Here is a 23424-nt window from a genome sequence, read left to right on the forward strand (position 1 = left end):
TGAGCAAACAGAAAATACATTTAGTTAACAAAAAATACTAGTCGCCAAAACTTAGTTTGGCCTTTTTCCACTATGCCATGTTCACTATTTTGAATTGAATGTTGTAAAGAATCGCTATTACCTATACACGGCTCTATCCCCAGTACAAAAGGAGCTGAAGCTCCAGTGGCTGACCAACCATTGTAATTAAACCAAAGTCCTAAGTGACTTATGCTTGCTGATGAAAATTCAAACCCACAGCTTTGTTGGGCTTTATCATCAACTAGTTTTACAATTATATTTTGATCTTTATGAGTACCCGTATTTAAGTGTTTGCTAAAAACCTTACTTGCAAAACCACTACTATAGGGCATAACTTTATTTAGCGGCGGGACTTTAGTTGAGCACTCACTCCATTTAATAAAGGCACTATTAACGTTATAAAAACGACTAAGCCCTTCATCAACTTTAAACTCTATATGTTTGCTATTTATCAAAATACGCATTTCTGGTTCTACGGCAAAAATAGGATGCGCTGACCAAACAAATGGAAGATTATCAGTTGTATTATTTTTTATTTGGTAGTCAACAAGTAGTCGTTTACTGTGTTTTTTTAAGGTAAACGTTCTTATAAATGTAAACGTAGAGTCAAAAACCTCAGCTTGTAAGCTAAGTACTATTTCTTCATCGCTAATATGGGTATTCGTTATTTGCCATGCTTGGCACCACAGCTCACCATGATCATGTGAAAAATACGTTTTATCGGGGATGTGTTCATACACCTGAGGAAAAATACCCGGGAAACATTCATCCCAGCCACCGTTATCATGCTCAGAAAAATCATTGTTTTTTGTAATTTTTAAAGTGATTTTTTTATCGTCAGCAAGCCACTCCCTATTGTGCTTTAAGCTTACAATAGAAGTGACTTTTGCACCCAACTGAGGAATAACTGTGATAGCAAGTTCACTATTTTTTAGTAAAATAGCCTCAAACCCATGAGCTTTACAGTGTGTTAAGTTAAGCACTTTAATCGTGATAAATTACAGAGCGGCCACCATCAATGATTAAGCTTTGCCCCGTCATAAAACTCGAATCTGAACTGGCTAAAAACACGGCTGGATAAGCGATTTCTTCAGTTGTTCCATTTCGTTTTAGAGGATGTACATCGCCCATTGCTTTGCGTGAAGCTTGCGGATCGTCTGTTTGCTCCCACGACTTAAACGCCATAGGTGTTTCTATCATACCTGGGCACAGTGCGTTTACTCGTATGTTGTGCTTTGCGTATTCAACGGCTAAGTTTTTAGTAAGCCCTATAACCGCATGCTTAGTTACCGCATACGGAAAATACCCCGGTACAATTTTATAAGAATGTACAGAACCTACATTTATAATGCTGCCACGGCCTAACTCTTTCATATGCTCAAGTACGGCTACAGCACACTGCCACATACCTTCAACATTAACCGCAAAGCTATCACGCCACATTTGTGGAGTAACGTCATCTACGTTTCGCCCAGGGCTAATTAAAGCGGCGTTATTAACTAAAATACTGGGCTTGCCGAGCTCATTAACTACCTTTTCAACCATGTTTTTTATAGCCGTTTCGTCGCTAATATCTGCATGAGCAAAAATAGCATCAAACCCTTTGCTTTTTAGCTCTGCTACAACACTTTCGCCCATTTCTTTATTTATATCAGCAACACACACTTTAGCGCCTTGCTCACAAAATACGCGTGCTACTGTTTTTCCAATTCCATCGGCTGCGCCAGTGACAATAGCAACTTCGTTTAATAATCGTGATGACATAGTTATGTTCCTTATTTATTAAGCCCTGGGACCAAATCGCGTTCAATGGCCTCAATAGACTTGCCCTTAGTTTCGGGAAGTATAAATGCCATAACAATACAGCCCACAATAGCTACGCCTCCATAATATAAAAACGTATTTGCTGCGCCCATGTTCTCTAATTGCCAAGGAAAAAACTGCTGAATACTCCAGCTAGAAATACTCTGTACTAACGCGGCAAAGGGTAGCGCAACACTGCGTACTCGACTTGAAAATATCTCCGAAAATATCACCCACATAATTGGTCCTATCGACATATTAAAAGCGGCTAAAAATGCAAATAATCCAAATAGAACATACGCAGGGCTAATATTTATAGAAGCATTAATAATTGCACCGGTAACAACTGGTAGCTCTTTTTTACTGTAAATAGTGGCTAAATCAGCTTTTAGCGCAACATCAGTGCTGTATATTTTATTTTCGAAAACGTGCAGCTTTGTAATATCTACTTTTTGATCTGCAACTTTGCTTATTGCTTCACTGTTGAGTGAGTACGTAGCATTTTCAAAGCCATACCAAATTGAAATATGTGCAACAGCAATAAGCAATAAACCGGTAATCGTTAATGTTCTCCTGCCGAGTTTTTCAACAAAGAATATGGCGACTAATGTAAATAATACAGATACTGCACCAAGTACTATTGTTTGTAAAAATGAGTTTTCAACGCTCATACCTATTTGTTCAAACACGGTAGGCGCATAAAACAATACCGCGTTCATGCCGGTTGCGCCCTGCACTACTGCGTAACATACAGCGAGTAATACAACAAAACGCATAGGCTTACTAAACAATACTTTAAGTTGCTCTAGTGCACTGTTTTTTGAATCTTCTTGAATGGTTGCTTTAATATCATTGAGTACTACTTCGGTATTGGCGTTATTGATTCCCATACTTTTAAATACAGCGCGTGCCTCTTCATCACGTTTTTTGCTCATTAACCAGCGAGGCGATTCAGGAATTGTCAGTAATAACGAGAACCAAATAATATTAGGCACAATCTCAAAGCCAAGCATATAACGCCAAATATTAGCCTCATTTAACCATTCAATTGAGCCCATATTTTTAACAAAAAAGTAATTAACGACAAACGCAAATAAGCTACCTAAGGTTATAAGCAACTGATTAACCGATACAAATTTTCCTCGTTTATCAGCGGGGGCAATTTCGCCAATATACATGGCTGACACAGTTATAGAGGCAAATGCGACCCCTCCTATAAAGCGGCCAACAACCAGCATGGGGTAACTTAGCGCAAAAGCAGAAATAACAGTAGAGAGTGAATATGTTAAAGCAATGCCAACAAGTACCTTTTTACGACCAAATTTTTGGCATAAAGTACCAGTAAAAAACAATGCGATGATTACGCCAACAATGGCGCAACCCACTACGTTACCTGTTTGTAAACTAGTTAGCTCAAACTGCGAGCTAACATAACGTAACGCCCCCGATATATTTGCCGCATCTAGGCCAAATACAAACCCACCAAATGCGGCAATGAGAGAGTATTTAATTGCTTTTGTGGATTGTGTGTGTGTGTCTTTCAATGTATTACCCTTATTTTATTTTTATACTTTTACTGTGTTGGCAATGAATGCTCTACAACATATAAAAGAATAACATTGATAGAATTAGTAAAAACAATATAAACATATGATGTTTATATGTGCAATGTGTTTTACCTCCCACATTCAATCAATGTAAGAAAAAAACACAAAATTAATATTTAAAGTGGATACTTAAAACTAAAAGCCGTCTATTTTAACGCAAGGCTCTAACACGCCTTTTACCGCATTTTTAAATGCAAGCGTAGCGCCGTGAGGTATGGCATCAAATGGGGCATCTTCTAAGCCATATTGTGCTGACGTTACGTAGAGCGTTGTTCCATCATCACCAAACGCTGGGCAGGTAGGGCGAGGTGTTTGCGTCGCTAAGCTTTGAATTACCTTTGCATCTGGTGAGATACAATCTACACGTGCACCATCCCAAAGTGCTATCCACATGTTGCCTTCGCTATCAATTACAGCGCCATCAGGTGATACAGCTGAACTTGAATAGTCAAAAAACAACACGCTCTCCCCTATTGGCGACCCCGTAAGTGAGTCGACGTCAAATCGGTAAATTTTTTGCGTTTTTGAATCTGCGTAATAAGCTCTAGCACGCGACTTATCAAAACAAATACCATTGGGTATGGTTAAATTACTAACAACTTGAGTAACTACGCCGTTGTAATAACGATATATAGCTCCTTCGTTTTCTTTTGCATCGGTATGCATTGTGCTTATCCAAAAACCACCCCAGGGATCGGCACGCCCGTCGTTACTTCGATTGTAAGGTTTATCTGCTTCAACGCTGCACAAAAAAGCTTGCTTATGCGTGCTGGTATTATAAGTGTTTAGCCCTTTATCACTTGCTAGTAAAAGGGTTTCATTGTTTACCCAAGCTAGGGCGGTAACCATATCATCTAAGCGTTGCACAACTTTATGGTCGCCTTTTTTACTGTGCAAAATATGGTTTGGAAAATCGACCCAATAAAGCGTTTGTGTGATCGGGTGCCACAAAGGGCCCTCGCCTACAAAATTTAGTGTGTTATCAAAAACAGTTGCTGTAAGTGTATTCATTTAATTCTCTGAGCAAGTTACCAGTTAGTATGTGAGCCATCACGCTTTGATAAGTGCGGCGCTTCGGTTTCTACAGGGGTTGCTAATCTGAACGCAGCTTCGTTTACTTCAACACCTAAACCTGGTACTTCAGGAATAGCAAACTTGTTGCCTGTTAATACATGCTGCTTAGGAAAAAGAAGTGGATCATGGGCGCCAAACTCACTAAACGGACCTTGGTGTGTTTCCATTAAGCCTAAATTTGGTAGCGCTGCAGCAAAATGATTTGTTGCTGCTGTACACACAGGGCCAAGCGGGTTATGTGGCATAACATCTATATAATGTGCCTCAGCCCAACCAGCCACTTTCATCGCCTCCGTTAAGCCACCAATGTTACACACATCTACACGTAAATATTGAGTAAGCCCCTGCTCTATATAAGGCTTAGCTGCCCATTTAGAGCTAAACTCTTCACCAATCGCAAAAGGAATATGCGTTAAAGTACGCAGCGTTTTATACGCATCAGGGGATTCATGGCGAATAGGCTCTTCAATAAAATCGAGTGTATCGGGCTTTAAACGTTGGCAAAACGAAGCGGCTTCAGCCACGCTTAATCTGTGATGGTAATCAATACCAAGTGTAATATCAGGTCCCAGCACTTTACGCAGTTCATTTAAGCAACGGGCTGTTCTGGTAATAGATTCTTGAGGCTCAAAAATTACAGGATCATCAAAACGGCTCGGTATCACTCTTATTGTTGTCCAACCTAGCGCTATAAGTGCTTTAGCTTCTTTTACTAAATCATCAAATTTATCTGGATCGGCCTCAGTATAACAACACGCAAAACACGCTATGTGCTCGCGCTGTTTTCCCCCTAACAACTGATAAACAGGCACTTGTAATGATTTTCCTAAAATATCATAAAGGGCAATATCAATCGCTGAAATAGCAGCCGTAATTACACGGCCACCTTCAAAATAATGACTGCGATAAAGCTCTTGCCAAATACGGCCAATTTTACGAGGGTCTTGACCTTTTAAAAAGCCTGCAAAGTGCTGTATAGCACCGATTACTGCATGCTCACGATTTGAAAGACCTGACTCGCCCCAGCCAACAATCCCACACTCGGTTACTACTTTTACTAATAGCTGGTTACGTTTTCCTACGCAGCCTAAAAGCGCTTCAACAGATTCTATTTTCATTATTACTACCTATGTATTATTGAGGCTGAGTAGCTGGTAAACGGTATTTATCCATGCGGTCAATATCGTATTTTTCGTATTTTCTTTTTAATAACCAGCGCGGGCGCTCAAGTGTAAGTTCCCAGTCAAACAATGATTTAAACATAGATTTAACGCGTTGCGGATTTTTTGCTGCTAAATTTGTTTGCTCACCAACATCTGTACTCAAGTCGTATAGTTCTGCAGGGCGGTCTGGGTAACGAATAAGCTTCCAGTCGTTCTCACGAATAACCGCTCTGTTTTCTTTTTTCCAATACATCACTTTGTGCGGGCGCTCTGTATTTTTACCTTGTATATAAGGTAATAAGTCAACGCCATCAATATCACTACCTAACGCTTTACCTTGTGCCGCACTGTAAAAGGTGGGCAGTAAATCGAGTGTACTAACCGGGTAGTCGTACACAGAACCAGGTTTAATATGCTTAGGCCAACTCATTACAAACGGTACCCGAATACCGCCCTCTAGCTGGTTAGACTTAGTACCCGCAAGAGGTGCATTATTTGATGCGTTTTTATCAGATGGGCCGCCATTATCGTTTGAAAAAACGACAATCGTATTTTCATCTAAACCAAGCTCTTTAAGCTTATCAAGTACGTAACCACTGGCTCTATCTAAACCTAATGTCATGGCTGCAAGCTCTTTGCGTTTACCGGTTAAATGAGGGAATTTAGCTAAATCTTTAGGGTCTGATTCAAGCGGGGTATGTACTGCATTAAATGCTAAATAAATGAAAAAGGGGTCATCTTTATTCTCTTCAATATATTTTACAGCTTCTTTACCTAACTCGTCGGTTAAATACTCTTTTGGCTCTTCGTAATTACCAAAGTTGCGTTCTAGTTTTTTATCAAAAAAATGTTTGTTTCCATTTTCCATTTCTTGTTCTGAATAGCTAAAGTAGCTTCTGTCACCACCTCTAAACCCTAAAAAGGTATCGAATCCACGGTTTAGAGGATGAAATCTATCTGCATCGCCTAAATGCCACTTACCAAATACCGCTGTTTTATAACCTTGCTCTTTAAGATAATCAGCCATTGTTTTTTGATCTAGCGGCAAGCCCATATCGGCACCTTTTAATGCTGAGTTATCACTCATAAAACCAGGTACATTAATTTCTTCATAGCCAAAACGCTGTTGGTATTTACCCGTCATTAACCCTGCGCGTGAAGGGCCGCAGGTAGAATCACTCACATAGCCTTGAGTAAAGCGCACACCACTTGCAGCTAATTTATCTAAATTAGGCGTTTTAAGTTCGGTACTACCTTGAAAGCCAAAATCACCAAAACCTGCGTCATCTGCAAAAATTAAAACAATATTAGGTTTTTCTGTTTGTACTTTTGCCACAGCATGAGCACTAACACAAAAGCCTAAGCATACAGAGAAAAGAACAAGTAGCTTATTCATCATAGTTTCCTATTTAATATACTAGTAATGCATATAGTTAAAAGATATTAATTACACTATTTAACTAACGTGTTGGTTATATTAGATAATTATGGCTAGTTAATTTTATAGTTAAGTTGTAAAAAATACGTTTATAAATCACAATATCGCTACACTAAACAAAACATAGCAATATTGCAAACATATGATGTATGATATTTTAAATTAATTATCACTGCTGTATTAGCCTCCATAGAGCACTGAGTGCTTATTTGAAGACAATTGCCTAATTTTGATCATGCAATTAGTGTGTTTGAAGGTAAATTAAAATATGATAAATATAATAAAGTACTTAATTAGCATTCTTTTTTTATGCTGTTGTTTTTCAGCTATTGCGAACGAGGAATGCCAATCTTGCCATCAACAACAAACCCATGATTGGGAACAGTCAGACCATGCTCGTTCAATGGCTTTAGCCAACAAAAATACTGTACTTGGTGATTTTAATAATGTAGCAACGACCCACTTTTCTCAAAAAGCCGTATTTTATAAAGAAAAAGATACCTTTTTAATTGACTTGACCGAGCAAGGCAATAAAAAAACGTACACCGTAAGTTATGTATTTGGCTTTGACCCACTGCAACAGTATTTAATTGAAGTTGAAAAAGGCAAATACCAGGTATTTCCTTTTGCATGGGATAGTCGCGCTAAATCACTTGGTGGGCAGCGTTGGTATGCTAACTACGCTAACGAGGATGTTAAACCCAACGACCGCCTCCATTGGCTACAACCTCTACAAAACTGGAACGGTATGTGCGCCGATTGCCATTCAGATAATTTAAAGCGTAATTTCAATAGTGAAAAGGAGCGCTTTGATACACACTTTTCAAACATAAATGTGGGTTGTAAATCGTGCCACAGTGAGATTACGGATGAACATAAAACTAAAAAAGTGACTAAATCGCCTGAAACAAGCCCCACCAATATGTCGCAGTGGAAAATAATCGGTGATGACACAATCGCCACGTGGCAAGGTGAGCCCCGCGATAACAGCTTTATGCAAGGTTGTTATGCATGTCACTCGCTTAGAAGCCCACTAACGGATGGCTTTGATAACAGCCAAGCGTTTTTAGACCAATTTAGTCCTTCGTTTTTAGAACCGAACTTGTATCACGCTGATGGCCAAATTAAAGAAGAAGTGTATGTGTTTGGCTCTTTTGCACAAAGTAAAATGTACAAAGCGGGTGTTAATTGCATTGATTGCCACGATAAACACACCATGAAAGTTAAAACTAAAACGAATGGGCTGTGCTTACAGTGCCACAGTGCGAGCGAATACAACAAACCCAAGCATCATCGTCATAAAGAACAATCAACCGGGGCTCAATGTGTTAGCTGCCACATGCCAACCAACAGATACATGGGCGTTGATGACAGGCGCGACCACAGCTTTAAAATTCCACGCCCTGATATATCAATAAAATACGATACACCCAATGCGTGTGTGCAATGTCACGACGGTCAAACAAACGAATGGGCAGCAAGCACACTTGAAAAATGGCATGGTAAAGCACCGCCATTAAGTGCAAGCGAGCACAGTATGCTTGAATTACGCTCATTAAAAGCGATATCGAAAAATGCACATATGAGCTTGATTAATGATTTTTCGTTAAACGAAATAGACCGTGCCAGTGCAATAAGTTATTTAGGCGGCTCAGCTACAGAGCTTAGTGATAGTGACGTAAAAAGTTGGGTTAACTCGCCGCTTCCGCTTATTCGCTTAGCGATTGCTAAGGTAGGCTTTTTGCTGCCCGAAGCAGAGCGTTTAAAAAGTTATAAGCAACTATTAACCGACAAATTAAAGTCAGTGCGTGTTGCTGCAGCGCAAAACCTAAGCCAAACAACAGCGCAGTTAAACGGGCTTAATCAATCAATTAGAGAGCTTGCATATACCAATAAGGTAAATACATGGCGCGGTGAAGGAAATATAAATCAAAGTATGCTCGCGCTTAACAAGCAAGATATAAACGGTGCTATAAAATCGTTACAAAAAGGCATTAGCGTTGACCCTTACTTTGATGCAAGTTATGTAAATTTAGCCGACATTTATTACCGACTAGGCCAAACAGAAAAAATGCAAAGCGTGCTTAATAATGGTTTAACAGCAGTGCCGAGCTCTGCGCCGCTGCATTATGCAAATGGTATGGCGCTTATTAGAAGCGGTAACAAACCCGCTGCGGTTGACTCGTTTAAACACGCAATGGTACTTGAGAGTAATAACGTGCAATACGCTTATTTGTACTTTTTAGCACTCGATAGCATTGGCTCAACAGCCAAAGCCATAATAGAGTTGAAATCAAAAATCAGTACCTATAACAATGCAACACAATTAAAAAGTTTAGGGATGAGTTTTGCTCAGAAGCTAAAAAATGCTGAAGATTATCACTTTTTTGCATCGTTAAAATAAGTTTGAATATATAGGGCAAGCTGACTTTTCGTGATTAACTCTGTAGTTGTGCGTTGGGTATTTAAGAAAAGCAGTCCCTATTTGCACTGATTTTCATACGTAAGCGCAAACGTTACATGTTTATCGTATATACGCTACTCTTTTCTTTCTAGGGGCGAATAACGCAATAGCAGCTCTAAAGCCTGCTAGGTTAAAGCTTCAGGCGTGATTGAATAGCCCCTAGATTGAACAAATTTCAGTGCATACAGTTCAACCGCCCTAATAACAACTTTACTAATTAAGCCAGTTTTTATGAGCCAAATAAAACATGTCGATATTTATACCAATTCACTTAAATAATTGAGCGGTTTTGAACTTATAAAAGCGAGTTGAATAACCGTAGCAAACCATTACTAATTTTATTAATGTAGTGTTTTTAAAAATCAGCGCGAGTATTAGCCTTTCAAAGTCATCACGTATTATTACTCGTTTTTAAAACTACGCATGCTTATCCATAATCGTAATCTCTTTTAACAGAAGTCATTAATTAACGCTTATCTATCAGACCATTTGCCTCTAACTAAAACAATATTTAATAAACAAGTGATTAACATATTGCAACCGCAAACATCATATGTTTAAATTGTTAGAATGAATTGCGTTGCTTATTTTTACTGACTGTTAATGGTCTTTAAAGCACCAACAATGTCTTTTAGTCAACTCGATTCTTCATGACAAGTACTGCAAAGTACTACCTGCACACTGACAACTATAAAGAAATGGAGTGGTTAAAATGCTTAAACACAGTAAATTGCACACAGCTATATTGCTTGCATGCTGTTCTTTATCAACTTTCACACACACAGTATCGGCCCAAGAGGAAGTTAAGAAGGACGACGATAACTTTGAAATAATCTTAGTGAGCGCGCAAAAACGTGACCAAGCACTAAAAGAAGTACCCTCTTCAATTGAAGTATTGAATGGTGATTTAATTCAGGAGACCCAGATTGATAATGGTTTTGATCTAGTAACTTACCTCCCAGGCTTTGGCATTGATGACAGTAGTGAAATAAGAACAACGACATTAAAAACACGTGGTATAGGTACTTTTACAAATTCTATTGGCTTACAATCATCAAACTTAGTTGTAATTGATGGTGAAGTACTACCCCGCCAATCAATGCTCAACCTTCCGGTATCTGACGTTCAACGTGTAGAAGCAATGCGCGGGCCACAAGGTACGCTATTTGGTCAAAATACATCTACCGGTTTATTACATTACGTAACTAAAAAACCTCAACTCAATGACGTTGAGGGTAATGTACGCGCGCAAGTTACTGAGTTTGATGGAACCGACTTTAGTGGCACAATTAATATTCCGCTAAACGAAAATTGGGCGGCGAGATTTAATGCACAGTACAGCGATATAGATGGTTGGATAAAAAACACCATGCCTGGTGAAGAAAACTATGACATTGGCGCAAAAGAAACAAAAGCGGGCCGCGGACAGCTGTTATACGATAATGGTGAAGAACTCAATGTGTTATTTCGTCTAGAGTACTCAGAAACAGACACAAACTGTTGTTCACTTATCCGTTTAGGTGGCATTAATCCAGATTTTGGCCCACGACCAATCGTTAATGTAAAAGACGACGGCACTATTGAAGGCACTACATATAATCGCGTAAACCCAGAGTCGACCTTTGAAGAAGCAGGCGGCCCAGTAACAGCACGAAACGCTGAAGCCAATTACGGTAAAACTGAAAATTTTGGTTTTTCTATGTCGGCTGACTACTATTTAAATGATGAAATTACACTTAGCTATAATGGTAGCTATAGAGACTTTGATTTATATAATAGCTCTGCATTTTTTACAGTAAACTTTCCTGTGCAACGTTCGGCATTTGGCGGTAACGAGTCCGTAGATGTAATTCAACAAGAATTTAGGGTATCGTCATTTAATAATGAAAAATTTGATTGGGTATTAGGCCTCTTTTATCATGATACCGACGGCCAGCGCTCTGAAGTAAGAGATGGTTGTATTGCGGGTAACCGTGGTTTTATTGAAGGAGGCGAGCTAGTTGGTTGTTACTCAGGACCTTCAACAAATGCCTACTTAGATAACTACGCTACAACTGGCGAAGACGACCGTTCTTTGTTAGTTCCATCTCGCTTACTTAACAGTGGTGACTTTACCACCAGCTTTGAAAACATTGCCATTTTTGGTCAACTTGAATACCAAATTACCGAGCAGTTAGATGCCACATTTGGCTTTAGGCTACTTCACGAAAAAGGTGAAGCAACATTTGCACGTACCGATCTTGCGACTCCATCTAATGGAGTCGGTATGGACACCTATGCCGATGTTTTTGAGCTGGCTAAAACTGATCCATCGCTAATAAAACGTCAAGATGATCCTACTAAGTTTTCTGATTCAGATACTGCCTTTATATATAAAGCAGTACTAGGGTATGACTTTACAGATGATATTCGTGGTTATATAAATTATTCCACGGGCTATAAAGGGGCGTCTTACTTTGTAACAACAAACACAGACCCTGCTGAAGCTGATAACTTTCCTACTGCGCCTGAAAATTCGTCGAACTTTGAGGTAGGCCTGCGCTCTGCTTATTTTGATAACGATTTGCTATTTAACTTTACTTATTTTGATATGTCAGTTGATGATTATCAGGTGCGAGCAACCCGTGTAATTGACGAAGAAAATAACATTGTTTTTGCAGGTTATGTTAACGCAAATGAAGCACGTTCTACCGGTATTGAAGCTGATGTAGTAGTAAAGCTCACAGATAACCTTAAATGGTCGTTTAACTATGCTTATTTTGATGCACGCTACGAAGATTTTGCAGATACGCCTATTAATTGCCCTGCAAATGATGGTGGCTTACTCGCTGCGCGTTGTACAACCGATGAAACAGGCCGTCAGAGTTTTGATCAAACAGGCCTATCTTTCCCTAATAATGCTGAGCAGCAGTTTTTAAGCACTATTTCGTATAGTACTGAAATAGCGGATACTGGATGGCAAGCTAATACTCGTGCTGTTTGGCGGTACAACGGTAGCCACACACAATCAATCAATGAGCTTGCTTTTGGTGAATCAGCAAATCCATCTTCAAGTATTTGGGATGGCTATTTAAGCGTGAGTAAAGAAAACATCAAAATGAGCGTATTTGTTAAAAACTTATTTGATAAGTCATACACTACACGTCAACGCATAAACTCAGAAGGCTTTGGTGAAGCGTTCTATCCACGCGATTGGCAGCGTTATGTAGGTGCAAGCATTGAGTATAGTTTTTAGTAGATTAAGAAAAAATAGCGCTAATTTAGCGCTATTTTTTTTCTTAAATTTGAGGTGTAATGTTAGGCAATTATTTTATAATGCTTTGAGCTTACCTGCCAGCATTCCTTTTGTGTCATTAACCTGTACATCGTAGAGCTCTATTTGCTCGTTATTACTCCATTTAACTAATACGCTTTTTACATTAGTACACCTGCCTAAGCCCACGTGTAAAGTGCTATTTTCACTTTGTGAGAATCCCGCGCCAGTTGCACCTACAATCCGTTTATAAGTTTGACCACATGCATGAATAGTAACAGCTGCCCCCAGTGCAGAAGCCCCATTAACTGGTGAGTAGCCCACATTGGCGACTAAAAAGTTATGTTCACTATCTTTCACGCTATTGTTTTGAAACAAGTGCCAGCGCCCACGTTCATTTGAGAATATCAGATCTAAGTCACCATCGTTGTCGTAATCAATAGCTTGAGCTCCACCACCGGTAGCACCTAACTCAGCTGATACAAGCCCGTGCTTTTTTGCTCTTTTGAACGCTTTACCCTGGTCGTTTAAAAACAATATTTGTTCATTGGCTTTCGCTGGGTTGCCATAACGAACTACAAATAAATCACTCCAGCCATCATTATTAAAATCCCCAGAAACCGCACTTGTTGTAGGCTCATTCAGAATAATATTTAATTTTTCCGTTGCATTTACAAATTTACCATTTTTATTTTCAAGTAACACCGCTGGTAATGGCTCAAGCCCTTTTACTTTGGGTGAATTGGTCACTCTTTTAATAACACCAGCGGTCGGCGATTTAGTATCGCCAGCTACTCGCCAAGTATCGTTACCTAAGTAACCTATATATAAACCTTTGTTACTGAGCTTTTTAGGCCAGCCAGCAGCTTGTTCTTTTGTAACCTGTACCGTACGTTCACTACCGCCATGACCTTTAAGTTTTAACGGCTCACTATTTTTACCAATAAACACATTAAAATGAGGATATGCCATTTGCAGGTTTTCTATTTCAAAATTACCTTCGATTTTAAAGTTTTCAAATTTAAATGCTTCGTTACGAGTAAAGAAAGCAAAATTTTGAGATTGAGTATCATAAAAGGTGTGTTGTTCAAATTGATGTTTAGCGCGGGTTAAAAATAAATCGAAGTCACCGTCATTATCAAAGTCAATTTCAGTCATGCTGCTTACATGACTAATATTGCGATTATCCCCTAGGACAGCCTTACTTTTATTTTTATAACCTAAATCAGATTTACTCTGCGCTACAACAATGTCATCTCCGCCATAAAAAAATAAATCATCGTGCCCGTCATTATCAAAATCACTAACTAAGGCCTTATATCCAAGCCATTTTGCAGTAGGTAAATAATCGACAAACTTAAACTGATTATGTCCTTCGTTTTTATATATGTGGTTGGCACCCTTTTTTTGCTTCTTAAGCGGAAAAGCTGAGAGCATTAAATCTAAGGTGCCACTGTTATTGCCATCTATTAATTTAACCGCACGTCCGCGTGTACGTTCAAAATCATTAAACGTTTCTCCATCTTCAACAGTCCGGTCGTGATTTATTTGAAACGATACAGGTAAACGAGGTTTCAAGCCGCCGCCACCGCCTTGGGCTATTATTAAATCCATTCTGCCATCAAGATCATAATCAGCCGCGGCTATACCGTGAGTATCACCTTTAATAATTATTTGTGGCACTGAAAAGGTATTATCTTGATTATTCCAAAAAATTTTAACAGCATGAGTATGCTCCGTAATTAATACATCTTGATAGCCGTCTTTATCAAAGTCAGCAATGAGTGCACTATCCCATTTACGTCTCGACAAAGGTTCAAAAGGAATAACATTTTTAGTTTCCGTGAACATTTTCTCCTTTGTAAAACTATTTTTGTGGGTATCAACTTTCATATAGCTGCAACCGCCAAGGACAATACTTGTAGCAATAACAGTTAAGCAAAAAATTTTATTTACTGGCTTATAATATTTTTTCATTCCTTTAATCCTTAATTAGCTAATTGAGCTGGCTTTTTCTGCCAAACACGGACATACTCAATTTCAAAATCAACCACGCCATCCTCTTTTTTCCCTTCAGGGCTATTACGCTCAAGCTCCTCTTTGCTGGTCGGTACACCGTGCCAAGGAAATGTTTCCTGATCGAGCCATAAAAATAACGGCTTAGTGGCTACATAACCTTTATCAACCCCACGATGTTCTTTAGCCCATGCATCTGCTTGTTCTGCGCTAACTTCACTAAATAACTTGCCATCAACATAATACTTAATCCCATCAGCACTCCAATCAATTCCATATACATGAAAGTCATCAGCGACTCTAAATCCTAAGTCTTTACGCTCTGTATAAGTGGGCTTACCCATTACCTCTTTATTCCAATCGCGAATTGACCACCATAGTTCACTGTCTATATGGTCTTTTTTAGGGTCAAGAGAGTCACCAAACAGTTCAAAAAAATCAACTTCTAGCTTTTCACCCATCGACCAAAATGCACTGCTTACTTGCGCATCAGCGGCTTTACTTTTAATTTCTATATATCCGTACTGAAATGATTTTCGGCCAATAAAACACGCTGTTGTTATATTTTCGTATTTAAGTGGATCACCAAAAACAGGTTTGTGAATTTTTTCTTCAAAAGGAAAATCGGGCTCCCAACGGGTCTCAAGTTTTAATTTGCCATTTTCTAGGCGATAATTATTGCCGGAAAACTGCGAAGGTGCGCGGCCTTTCCATACCTTTTTATTTGGCTTATCTGGGTGCTTATAAACGGGTTTGCCGTTTTCCAGTTTACCCACGATGTACCATCGCTCTTCATCGATGGCACTGCCTTCAAATTCATCGCTTACTTGGGTGTTAAGTATCCATTTACCTGTATTTTGTGGATCCGATAATGGCAGGAGGTTACTCATAGCTTGGGGAGGCCTTTGCATATTAGCTGTCGAATCTCTGCTACAACCACCAATGGTTATTACCGACAATAATGCTGCTGTGAGCATCAATTTATGTGTTTCTATTTTTTTTTGTGCGCTGTTCATGGTGCCTCATTATTTTGTATATAAATTTGTGTGAAAGTTAAAAATTAATGCGTAAATGAATAGATTTAGTGGCTCATAAGCAGAACAGCTTTAAATCCGATAAGTTTAAAGCCGCTCTAATTGATATTATGTTATGCGTTGATTACTCGCTTAAATATCGGTACGCGTAACTGCATAATCGTCAATCAAGATTGAATCACCCGTTGGCAGTCCATACACTTCCCAAAGGGTAAACACATCAGTAACTGAGCTCCACGTTGCTGGAATTGCCCACTCTCGTGTGTTAGTTGAATCTTCTGTAAATTCAATATATTGCCACTGAGTAGTTGAATCCAGTTCAGCACTGAATAACCCCGCTTGTGAATAGCGTCCTGTAAAGCCTTGCGCATCATCAGGTATTCCTTCATAAACCCAAGGCACTACAACATGGCGAAGCGTTATAGGCTGTTCAGGTAGTTGATTTAATTTAACCCATGCTGAAAAGCGATACGTTTTACCTATAGACTCGGCACCTCGACCATAGTTGGCGCTGTACCAGTTACGTTGCTTATTCCATACTTGCTGAGTTGCAAAAGAGTACGGTGTATTCGCTTCACCTTGAGTTGCAGTGCCCGCTGTAATTTCAAGCGAACGGCCATTACCCGACACAGAGGTTGCCGATACACTATAAGTGGCATTCCCTTTATAGGGTGCACCTTCTCCATCTAAATTAAAGTCAGTGTTAAAGCCTGCAGGGTGTTCTGATACCCCCGGTTCACACATTTGGTTATTAACGGTGTTTACTGAAATACTTTTTTGTGGAATAAGTGATAAGGGCGTGCCTGCAGTCTCTCCCTCTTTAAGCTCAACAGTTACCGTATTCACAGTATCAATTGTATTAGGAGCCTGTAAGGCAAGTACTTCTCCAAAGCCACTTTTTGCGGTTAAGCTTTGCGTAAATGAAACTTCATCGTTAAGTGTCCAATCAAAAGTGTATTCACCGCTTAACTCTGCGTTTAATAGAGCCGGCTGCACTTCTATACCGCTTGCTACGCAGATTGGAACGTCCTTGTTTCCGGAAGATGCGCCTAACTCGTTTTTATCATCATTTGTTATTGCAATACTAAAAGCCCCCGTTACTGTAAGCGTGGCGTTAGCTGTTACTTCTGGGTTATCAACACTTGTGGCTGTAATAGTGGTTTCACCCGTATTTTTAGCGCTAATAAGGCCATTTTCATCAATGGTTGCAATATCTTCATCTGCAATTGAGTAAACAAGTGCGGGATTGCACGCGTAACTAGGTATTGCTGATGCAAACACACTTGCCTGCCCACCTACAGGTACTTCTATGGGTGAAATAGTTACTTCAGATACAGGATCATCAATTGCATTGATGGTTAATTGCAATGTACGGCTAGGCAGTGCCTCCCCTGGTATGCGATTTGCGCCATTATCAATAGAATAGGTAATACTATAAATAACTTGACTTGGAAAATCTAAATTCCCATCCGCAATGGGATTACCATCGCCATCTAATGCGCCTCTTACATCTGTTTGATCGCATTTCCTTAATGCTTGTGAAAACGCATCTGTATCCACAACTAATTTAGTGCTTTCTCTTGATTGGGTAAATGGCGAAATTTTATGTGAGGCAATAGTGTTTGCGTTTGCTTGTGGTGTAATAAAGTTATTATTTGCAGTAAACTCTAAACCACTTATATTTATAGTTCCGTCAAAATCAGAGGCGAGCTTACCGTCAATTGTAACGCCTTGTAGTAAGTCAATTTCTTGAACTGCAGACTCTTCATCTAATGTGCTCGTGATCACTGCAGTATCGATTACAAGTGCTAAATTAGATTTAAACTGCGGGTCGTAACCTTCATCCGTTCCGCCGCACCCTGTTAATACTGAAAATATAACACTGCTGATTGCTGTTTTTATTAGTAAGTTGTGTTTCATCTTACTCTCCAAAATAGGTAGCGCAGCATACTTGTGTATGCTGCTAAATAGGTTTCAATTAAAATGTACCGCGAAGACCTAAACGGAACTGGCGACCCGTTTTCCAAACTGATGCTGTACGCGAAGTAGTTACACTGCCATCTTCAATCGCATTACCTTCATCCATTACAACTTCTTGCGAGTTAGCTTCAAACGCGTTGCGCGTAAATGAGCTTGTGTAATAAATTCGGTTTGTTTCATCGGTTAGGTTAAGTGCCTGAAAAGTTAAGCTAAAGTTTTTATTAATTTTATAACTTGAGCTAAAGTCTAAACGGTGGGTTGCCTCTTGCCATGTAGCACCGCCTACTAAGCCTCGGTTGACTAGCTGCTCCCCGGTGTAGCGGCTCGCTAAACGTAATTGAATTCCTTTTTGCTCCCAATAAAGAGTGGTATTTAATGAGTGTTTTGGTGTGTAAGGCTGCGGTAAAGGTTTTAAGAAAATATCGGTATTACCCACCTGCTGGCGATCAGATTCAGAGTCTTGGTATGTATAGTTCATGTTTAAACCTAACCCCCCCCAATAACTTGGTAAAAAGTCATAGTTTTGGTTGTAACCTAGTTCAACACCTTTAATATCCGCCCCTTTGCCATTAGTAACTGTGGTTACGTTTACTACGTCACATTCAATACGCCATTGGTCAAAAAAGCCTGCAACCTGCCTAAGAGGCATACAATTTTCTTCGCTACCTGGCGCTCGGCTTTCATCGTAATCGAGCAGTAAATCGGCTGTTTGTAAGTCGTACTCTTCTCTTACATCTTTGTAGTGATATGGAACAATAACGGTCTCTTCAAAGTCTTTCATGTCTTTATAAAAAAATGCAGCCGACAATAAACCTGAGTCGCTAAAGTACCATTCGTAGGAAAAGTCTAAATTAGTTGATTTTAGTGGCTTTAAGTTTGCATTACCCGCAGAGCCATTTGCAGAATCCCATTGTTGCTCAAATATTTGTGTACGCGGGTTCAGTGAATCAAAACGAGGGCGGGTCATGGTTCTGCTAATAGCGAAGCGAGCAATCATTTCTTCATTAATTGCATAATTTAAATTTAAGCTTGGCAAGTAGGCGTCATGCCCCCCCTTTTTTGTGACCCATGCGATACGATCTTGTACTTCTCGGCCACTACCTTGCGGACCAGTGAATGCCGTAGTCCTATCCAAAAATGGCCATATTTGCCCATTACTTGCAAAATGAGCCCACGCATTAGCAGAGGTAGGAACCAAGTTCCCGTTGCTATCGTAAATTAATGAAGGCAAAGCACTATTACCAATGATGTTGCCATTTTCATCTACAAATACTTGTTGATTTACGCCCAGCCCTGTATTGCCATCAGCACCAGGGATAACAAACTCTCCTGTTTGCGGGTCAACAGGAAAAGTAGCTGGGTTTGAGCGGTTATAAGCATGAGTGATTTGCCATGCCCAACAATTTTGTAGCTCAGCATCGTTTGCTGGTGTATAGCGGTGGTCAGGGGCGCCGCTTTCGGATACCCCCATAACAGCAGCAGGGCATGGTTCTAAATTAGTATTAGCTAAACCACGTTCAACTAACAAATTATATGCATCAACCATTTGCGGAAAGCGTATAAAGCTAATGCCGCCTACACCTGTTGCCGTTGTGTCGTCTTTCACATAACGCAGGCCTAGGTTACCGGTTAAGCGGCCATCCATAAGTTCAAAGTTTGCCTTAAAGTAGGCAGCTTTAGTATCCGTTTCTATATTTCGGCTACCGGTAATCGTTTCACGTATACCGACTTCACCAGCATCTTTACCCGATACAATCTCAAGCGCTTTCTCTGCATCTAGTAGTGGCCAGCCATTAAAAAATTGTGCAGAACGGTCCGATTGAATATCTTCACCAAAGTTATCATATGGGTATGCACTATTTGCCACTATATCAGCTAAGCGAATAGTGCCGAGTCCACGTACTTCAAAGGCTTGACTGGGGTCTTCTAAATCTATTAAATCTGTACCGTTCGTCGTTGCTCTGTTTTGGATAGAGACATTTTTTTTACGATTAGCCCATTTAACACCAAACTCAAGTGAGCGTAAAAAATCTCCCTCAAGGGCATAGTCAAAATCAACAAATAACGACTTATTTGTATCAGCTAATTTGTTTTTACGCAGCACTAAACTACCTAAGTGGTTATGCTGCATGTCAAATGGATTAAAACGGCTATATACTGTATTAGATGTACCATCAAAGGCATCAAAATCAGCTGGCGTAGTGCCTGTTGAGTAACTACATTCGCCATTACCACCACAGTTGTAGCCAACCATTTCGTGGCTGCCATCAGGCATTGATTCCACTATTTGACGACCTGCCGTGCCCCATGTAGCTGTGCTAATAGAGATGAAACGATCTTTTTCATCGTCGTCTGGTGTTTCATCTGTCGTTTTAGAAAAGCCGGCGCGCACATTCATATTCAGTGCATCGCTCACTTGATAATCAATATCAAGTGACGCTACGTTTGTATCTATTTCACGTAGACCGTAAGAGCGAACAAAATTCCCCCCCGTAGAACGACTACTTGACTGCTGTAAAGTATTGGTTGATAAATCAACACCGTTGAGTGATGTGTTGTCATCTCCTGGATGAATTAAAGGTGTAACGGGCCCCATGTTTAAACGCAATCGTTGACTGTCGGTTAATACATCCTGCTGTGTATGAGTAATATCAAGCTGAATATCGAGTGAGTCTGTTGGGCGATATTGAAACCCCGTTGATACTGATAGACGATCTCGTTGGTCATTATTTAATGTAAAGTCGATAACCTCACGCGCTAAAACAAATAAATCACCTTCATGCAATATTTGCGTTTCAGGATCGTAATTATTGAGCGTGCTAATTGGATTTAATAGCGCTTGGCCGTCATTACCAAATAGCTTGTTGCCATCAGTATCACGTTGATAACCCAATACTCTAATCGGTTTACCGGTTGCTATATCATGAGCTGTGCGCCCTGTTGCACTCTCTAAATCAACAATGGGAATTGCACCATTAGCCCAGTCAGTATTAATTCGGTCTTGACGGGTTTTTTGCGTATCTTTAGAAGCAGTTATAATAAAGCCAAAATTGTCATCTAAGTATTTATCAGAAAAGCTAAAATTAATGCGTGAATCATTTTCATCAGAAAATTCGTTATAGCGTCCTTCAACAGTAAATGAACGTCGTGGCTTAGCTAAATCTAAAGGCTTTACAGTACGTAAAACAACAGTCGCACCAAGTGAACCTTCATCATTATCAGCTGAGGATGTTTTAATAACGTCTATTGATGATAAAATATCTGATGAAAAAGAACTTAAATCTACGCTGTTATCGTTAGTGGCACCTGCACTAGAACCATCAGTACTAAGCCCACCTGTTAGTGCTACACCGTTCATAGATATTTGGTTTAAAGAAGGCCCTGCACCACGTACTGATATACGCGTTCCTTCGCCACCCTCTTCTTGAATACTCACCCCTGTTACTCTAGATAGTGCATCGGCAATGTTTTGATCTGTCGATTTACCTACATCTTCAGCATGAATTGAGTCACTTACGCTGTCGGAAAAGCGCTTTGCGTTTACCGATTTTCGCAAGCTACTTTTGATACCCTGAACTTCTATTATTTCAATGTCTTTTTCTAATTTGATCTTCTTCTTTTCTTCATCCTCCTGTGCAAAAGCAGAGGTTGAAATAAGCGAAGCAATGATAGCTGCAGAGACTGCTGATAACCTAAAGTTATGCTGCATTGTGTGCTCTCCTGTTTTCGGCATTGTGTGTCTCAATGCCTGTGTGATGATGTCGTCAGTTTTTTATTATTAGTTAAGCAATGCAGATAAAATAAATGAACGCTCTAGTATCCTAGTTTTATCTTAGAGCGTTGCTCAACTTACGATCAAGTTAAACATATGATGTTTACATTTACAAGCTGTTTACTTTAATTTTTACATTTTTGTTTCTTTTTTGAACGATCAAATTTAAACTGCTGTTTTTAAACAATTTATACCAATCCGCATAATTAAGTGATCTATTTTGAGGATGGATAGACGTGTTGATAGCAAGGCAAAAAATACGCTATTTAGTTGTTCTAAATGAGAATATTTAACGCAGATAGCGACACCTTTAGCCCCTGAAAATGATTAAGTATTATTGCTGATTGGTATTAAATTCATTAATATTTAAGTGAAAGTGGCGCAGGGATTTTTATACAGAATAAAAAATGTTGCTCAAAATGATCAGAATTGAGCAGTTTAGGAAGGAATTTACGAGGGTTTGTAATAGTAATTTATGCTCAATAGAGTATTTACAGCTATCAAAAACTACCAATCAGCAGCTTTGAAAGCTGTAAACCAAATGTATTGCCGATTAATCTAAAGCTCAGACACACACCGCAATACACACGATTTTAATTTAAGCGCTTAACTTAAAACCTTACTAATTATGTAACTTAATTTCACTTACTGTATAAGGTTTGCCATGCCCAGTATTGATAATGCCTGGGCCTGTAAGCAAGTCAAAATTCGACATGAGCAAGGAACCTTTATAATAAATAATATCGGCGGGTTGGTCTAATTCACCATTTTCTGAATTGTTATCGGGGTAAGATGCAATAACGGTTACATTTTGGTTTGTATCAATTTTTATAACTTGATTAGTTAAAAAGCCTGCGGCGTATAAATTCCCTTGAGGGTCTATAGTAAGACCATCAGGTCCGCTTCCTTTTGGAAGTGTTGCGTAGGTATTTTTGCTAAGCAGGTTGTGGTTTGCATCAAACGTTAATTTATAAATTAAGTCGTCACCTAAGTTAGTTACAAACAAGCTACCCTGAGAGTCAAACACTAAACCATCAAGTCCAAATTTACGTTGCTTATTAATTGTTTTAGCCAAAAATAATAAATGCGGATCATCTGTACTGTTTGTCACTAATATATTGGTATCTGTGGCTTTAAAACGATATATCCCACTGAGAGTCTCAGTCTTATTTTTACTTGGTAAACGCAGTTGAGTTACGTAAATATAACCATTGTGATAGCGCACACCGTTTGGCGAACTCATACCTTTGGCAACAACTTGAGTGTTAATAACCGCATTATTTTTTAAGGTAAGTTTAAGTAATCGAGCGTTGCCAGCGCCTTGGTTATCGGCTACAAATAAGGAACCATCAGGGGCATAAGCAAGGCCCATAGGACGACCCTTTCCTTTATTATTTGGCCCTGATAACTGGGCTATTTTAGTAAACGTTTTGTCATCGTTAATATTAACCAACATACCTGCTTGTAACCCTTTATTGGCATAATTAACGCACGATAAAGTAAGCTCTCCTGTAGGAGAGACTGCAAAAGCGTCTGGGGTTGGGCAATAATCAGGGAGTGATGCAAATAAACTTGCACTAGCAAGCATAGTATTAGACGCTTTAACAGATGCATTTACTTCCTCTTTATTTATACTGTTATTATTCCTTTGAGCTGTATCAGTGCTGCAACCAAACACAGTAAGTAAGCACACTAATCCCGCTAATTTTTTTTTAAGATGAGTGATATTGTTTTTATTCATTGTTGCTCTCTTTTGTCCTAAATTTTTGCGAAAAAAAAGCAAGGCCTGTTACCAAACC

At 39.4% G+C, this 23424-nt stretch carries 13 protein-coding genes; 2 read left to right on the forward strand and 11 right to left on the reverse strand.

Annotation, left to right across the window (positions count from 1 at the left end):
* Positions 1 to 20: 20 nt before the first annotated feature.
* The 6 genes from WDB87_RS03055 to WDB87_RS03080 form a co-directional block, all read right to left on the reverse strand.
* On the reverse strand, positions 21 to 1004 hold the full coding sequence (locus tag WDB87_RS03055; RefSeq protein WP_337848987.1) for an aldose epimerase family protein: 984 nt from the start codon (positions 1002 to 1004) through the stop codon (positions 21 to 23).
* A 1-nt stretch (position 1005) separates the two neighbouring features.
* Positions 1006 to 1785 (reverse strand): SDR family NAD(P)-dependent oxidoreductase, encoded by a 780-nt coding sequence (locus WDB87_RS03060; protein WP_337848988.1) that lies wholly within the window; start codon positions 1783 to 1785, stop codon positions 1006 to 1008.
* 11 nt (positions 1786 to 1796) lie between these two features.
* Positions 1797 to 3368 (reverse strand): sugar porter family MFS transporter, encoded by a 1572-nt coding sequence (locus tag WDB87_RS03065; protein WP_337848989.1) that lies wholly within the window; start codon positions 3366 to 3368, stop codon positions 1797 to 1799.
* A gap of 198 nt (positions 3369 to 3566) precedes the next feature.
* Positions 3567 to 4442 carry an SMP-30/gluconolactonase/LRE family protein gene (locus WDB87_RS03070; RefSeq protein ID WP_337848990.1) on the reverse strand — a complete coding sequence of 292 codons (876 nt, stop codon included), beginning with the start codon at positions 4440 to 4442 and terminating at the stop codon, positions 3567 to 3569.
* Between the two features lie 17 nt (positions 4443 to 4459).
* Positions 4460 to 5623: a mandelate racemase/muconate lactonizing enzyme family protein gene (locus WDB87_RS03075; RefSeq protein WP_337848991.1), complete on the reverse strand. Its 1164-nt coding sequence runs from the start codon at positions 5621 to 5623 to the stop codon at positions 4460 to 4462.
* A 16-nt stretch (positions 5624 to 5639) separates the two neighbouring features.
* Positions 5640 to 7067: a sulfatase gene (locus WDB87_RS03080; RefSeq protein WP_337848992.1), complete on the reverse strand. Its 1428-nt coding sequence runs from the start codon at positions 7065 to 7067 to the stop codon at positions 5640 to 5642.
* A gap of 307 nt (positions 7068 to 7374) precedes the next feature.
* On the opposite strand from WDB87_RS03080, the gene WDB87_RS03085 reads away from it, so the two are divergent.
* Both WDB87_RS03085 and WDB87_RS03090 read left to right on the forward strand, forming a co-directional pair.
* Complete coding sequence (locus WDB87_RS03085; RefSeq protein WP_337848993.1) at positions 7375 to 9510, forward strand: multiheme c-type cytochrome; 2136 nt, start codon at positions 7375 to 7377, stop codon at positions 9508 to 9510.
* Between the two features lie 772 nt (positions 9511 to 10282).
* Positions 10283 to 12805, forward strand: a complete 2523-nt coding sequence (locus WDB87_RS03090; RefSeq protein ID WP_337848994.1) for a TonB-dependent receptor — start codon at positions 10283 to 10285, stop codon at positions 12803 to 12805.
* Between the two features lie 75 nt (positions 12806 to 12880).
* Here WDB87_RS03090 and WDB87_RS03095 read toward each other — a convergent pair whose 3' ends face one another.
* The 5 genes from WDB87_RS03095 to WDB87_RS03115 all read right to left on the reverse strand — a co-directional run bounded on the left by WDB87_RS03095 (position 12881) and on the right by WDB87_RS03115 (position 23366).
* Complete coding sequence (locus WDB87_RS03095; RefSeq protein ID WP_337848995.1) at positions 12881 to 14674, reverse strand: CRTAC1 family protein; 1794 nt, start codon at positions 14672 to 14674, stop codon at positions 12881 to 12883.
* Positions 14675 to 14811: 137 nt separating this feature from the next.
* The gene (locus WDB87_RS03100) at positions 14812 to 15855 is read right to left on the reverse strand and encodes a family 16 glycosylhydrolase (protein WP_337848996.1); all 1044 of its coding nucleotides are present in this window, start codon (positions 15853 to 15855) and stop codon (positions 14812 to 14814) included.
* A 150-nt stretch (positions 15856 to 16005) separates the two neighbouring features.
* Positions 16006 to 17793, reverse strand: coding sequence for an Ig-like domain-containing protein (locus tag WDB87_RS03105; protein WP_337848997.1), 1788 nt, complete (start codon positions 17791 to 17793; stop codon positions 16006 to 16008).
* A 58-nt stretch (positions 17794 to 17851) separates the two neighbouring features.
* The gene (locus WDB87_RS03110) at positions 17852 to 21586 is read right to left on the reverse strand and encodes a TonB-dependent receptor domain-containing protein (RefSeq protein ID WP_337848998.1); all 3735 of its coding nucleotides are present in this window, start codon (positions 21584 to 21586) and stop codon (positions 17852 to 17854) included.
* Positions 21587 to 22247: 661 nt separating this feature from the next.
* Entirely contained in the window at positions 22248 to 23366 is a 1119-nt protein-coding gene (locus WDB87_RS03115; protein ID WP_055019930.1) for a Vgb family protein, read from the reverse strand.
* Between the last annotated feature and the right edge of the window lie 58 nt (positions 23367 to 23424).

This window comes from Pseudoalteromonas sp. C12FD-1 (assembly GCF_037414265.1).
Taxonomy (GTDB): Bacteria; Pseudomonadota; Gammaproteobacteria; order Enterobacterales; family Alteromonadaceae; genus Pseudoalteromonas.

Coding starts and splice junctions, on each gene's coding strand:
- WDB87_RS03060 (WP_337848988.1), bottom strand. CDS start 1,785: ATGTCATCACGATTATTAAACGAAGTTGCTATTGTCACTGGCGCAGCC.
- WDB87_RS03070 (WP_337848990.1), bottom strand. CDS start 4,442: ATGAATACACTTACAGCAACTGTTTTTGATAACACACTAAATTTTGTA.
- WDB87_RS03075 (WP_337848991.1), bottom strand. CDS start 5,623: ATGAAAATAGAATCTGTTGAAGCGCTTTTAGGCTGCGTAGGAAAACGT.
- WDB87_RS03080 (WP_337848992.1), bottom strand. CDS start 7,067: ATGATGAATAAGCTACTTGTTCTTTTCTCTGTATGCTTAGGCTTTTGT.
- WDB87_RS03085 (WP_337848993.1), top strand. CDS start 7,375: ATGATAAATATAATAAAGTACTTAATTAGCATTCTTTTTTTATGCTGT.
- WDB87_RS03090 (WP_337848994.1), top strand. CDS start 10,283: ATGCTTAAACACAGTAAATTGCACACAGCTATATTGCTTGCATGCTGT.
- WDB87_RS03095 (WP_337848995.1), bottom strand. CDS start 14,674: ATGTTCACGGAAACTAAAAATGTTATTCCTTTTGAACCTTTGTCGAGA.
- WDB87_RS03100 (WP_337848996.1), bottom strand. CDS start 15,855: ATGAACAGCGCACAAAAAAAAATAGAAACACATAAATTGATGCTCACA.
- WDB87_RS03105 (WP_337848997.1), bottom strand. CDS start 17,793: ATGAAACACAACTTACTAATAAAAACAGCAATCAGCAGTGTTATATTT.
- WDB87_RS03110 (WP_337848998.1), bottom strand. CDS start 21,586: ATGCCGAAAACAGGAGAGCACACAATGCAGCATAACTTTAGGTTATCA.
- WDB87_RS03115 (WP_055019930.1), bottom strand. CDS start 23,366: ATGAATAAAAACAATATCACTCATCTTAAAAAAAAATTAGCGGGATTA.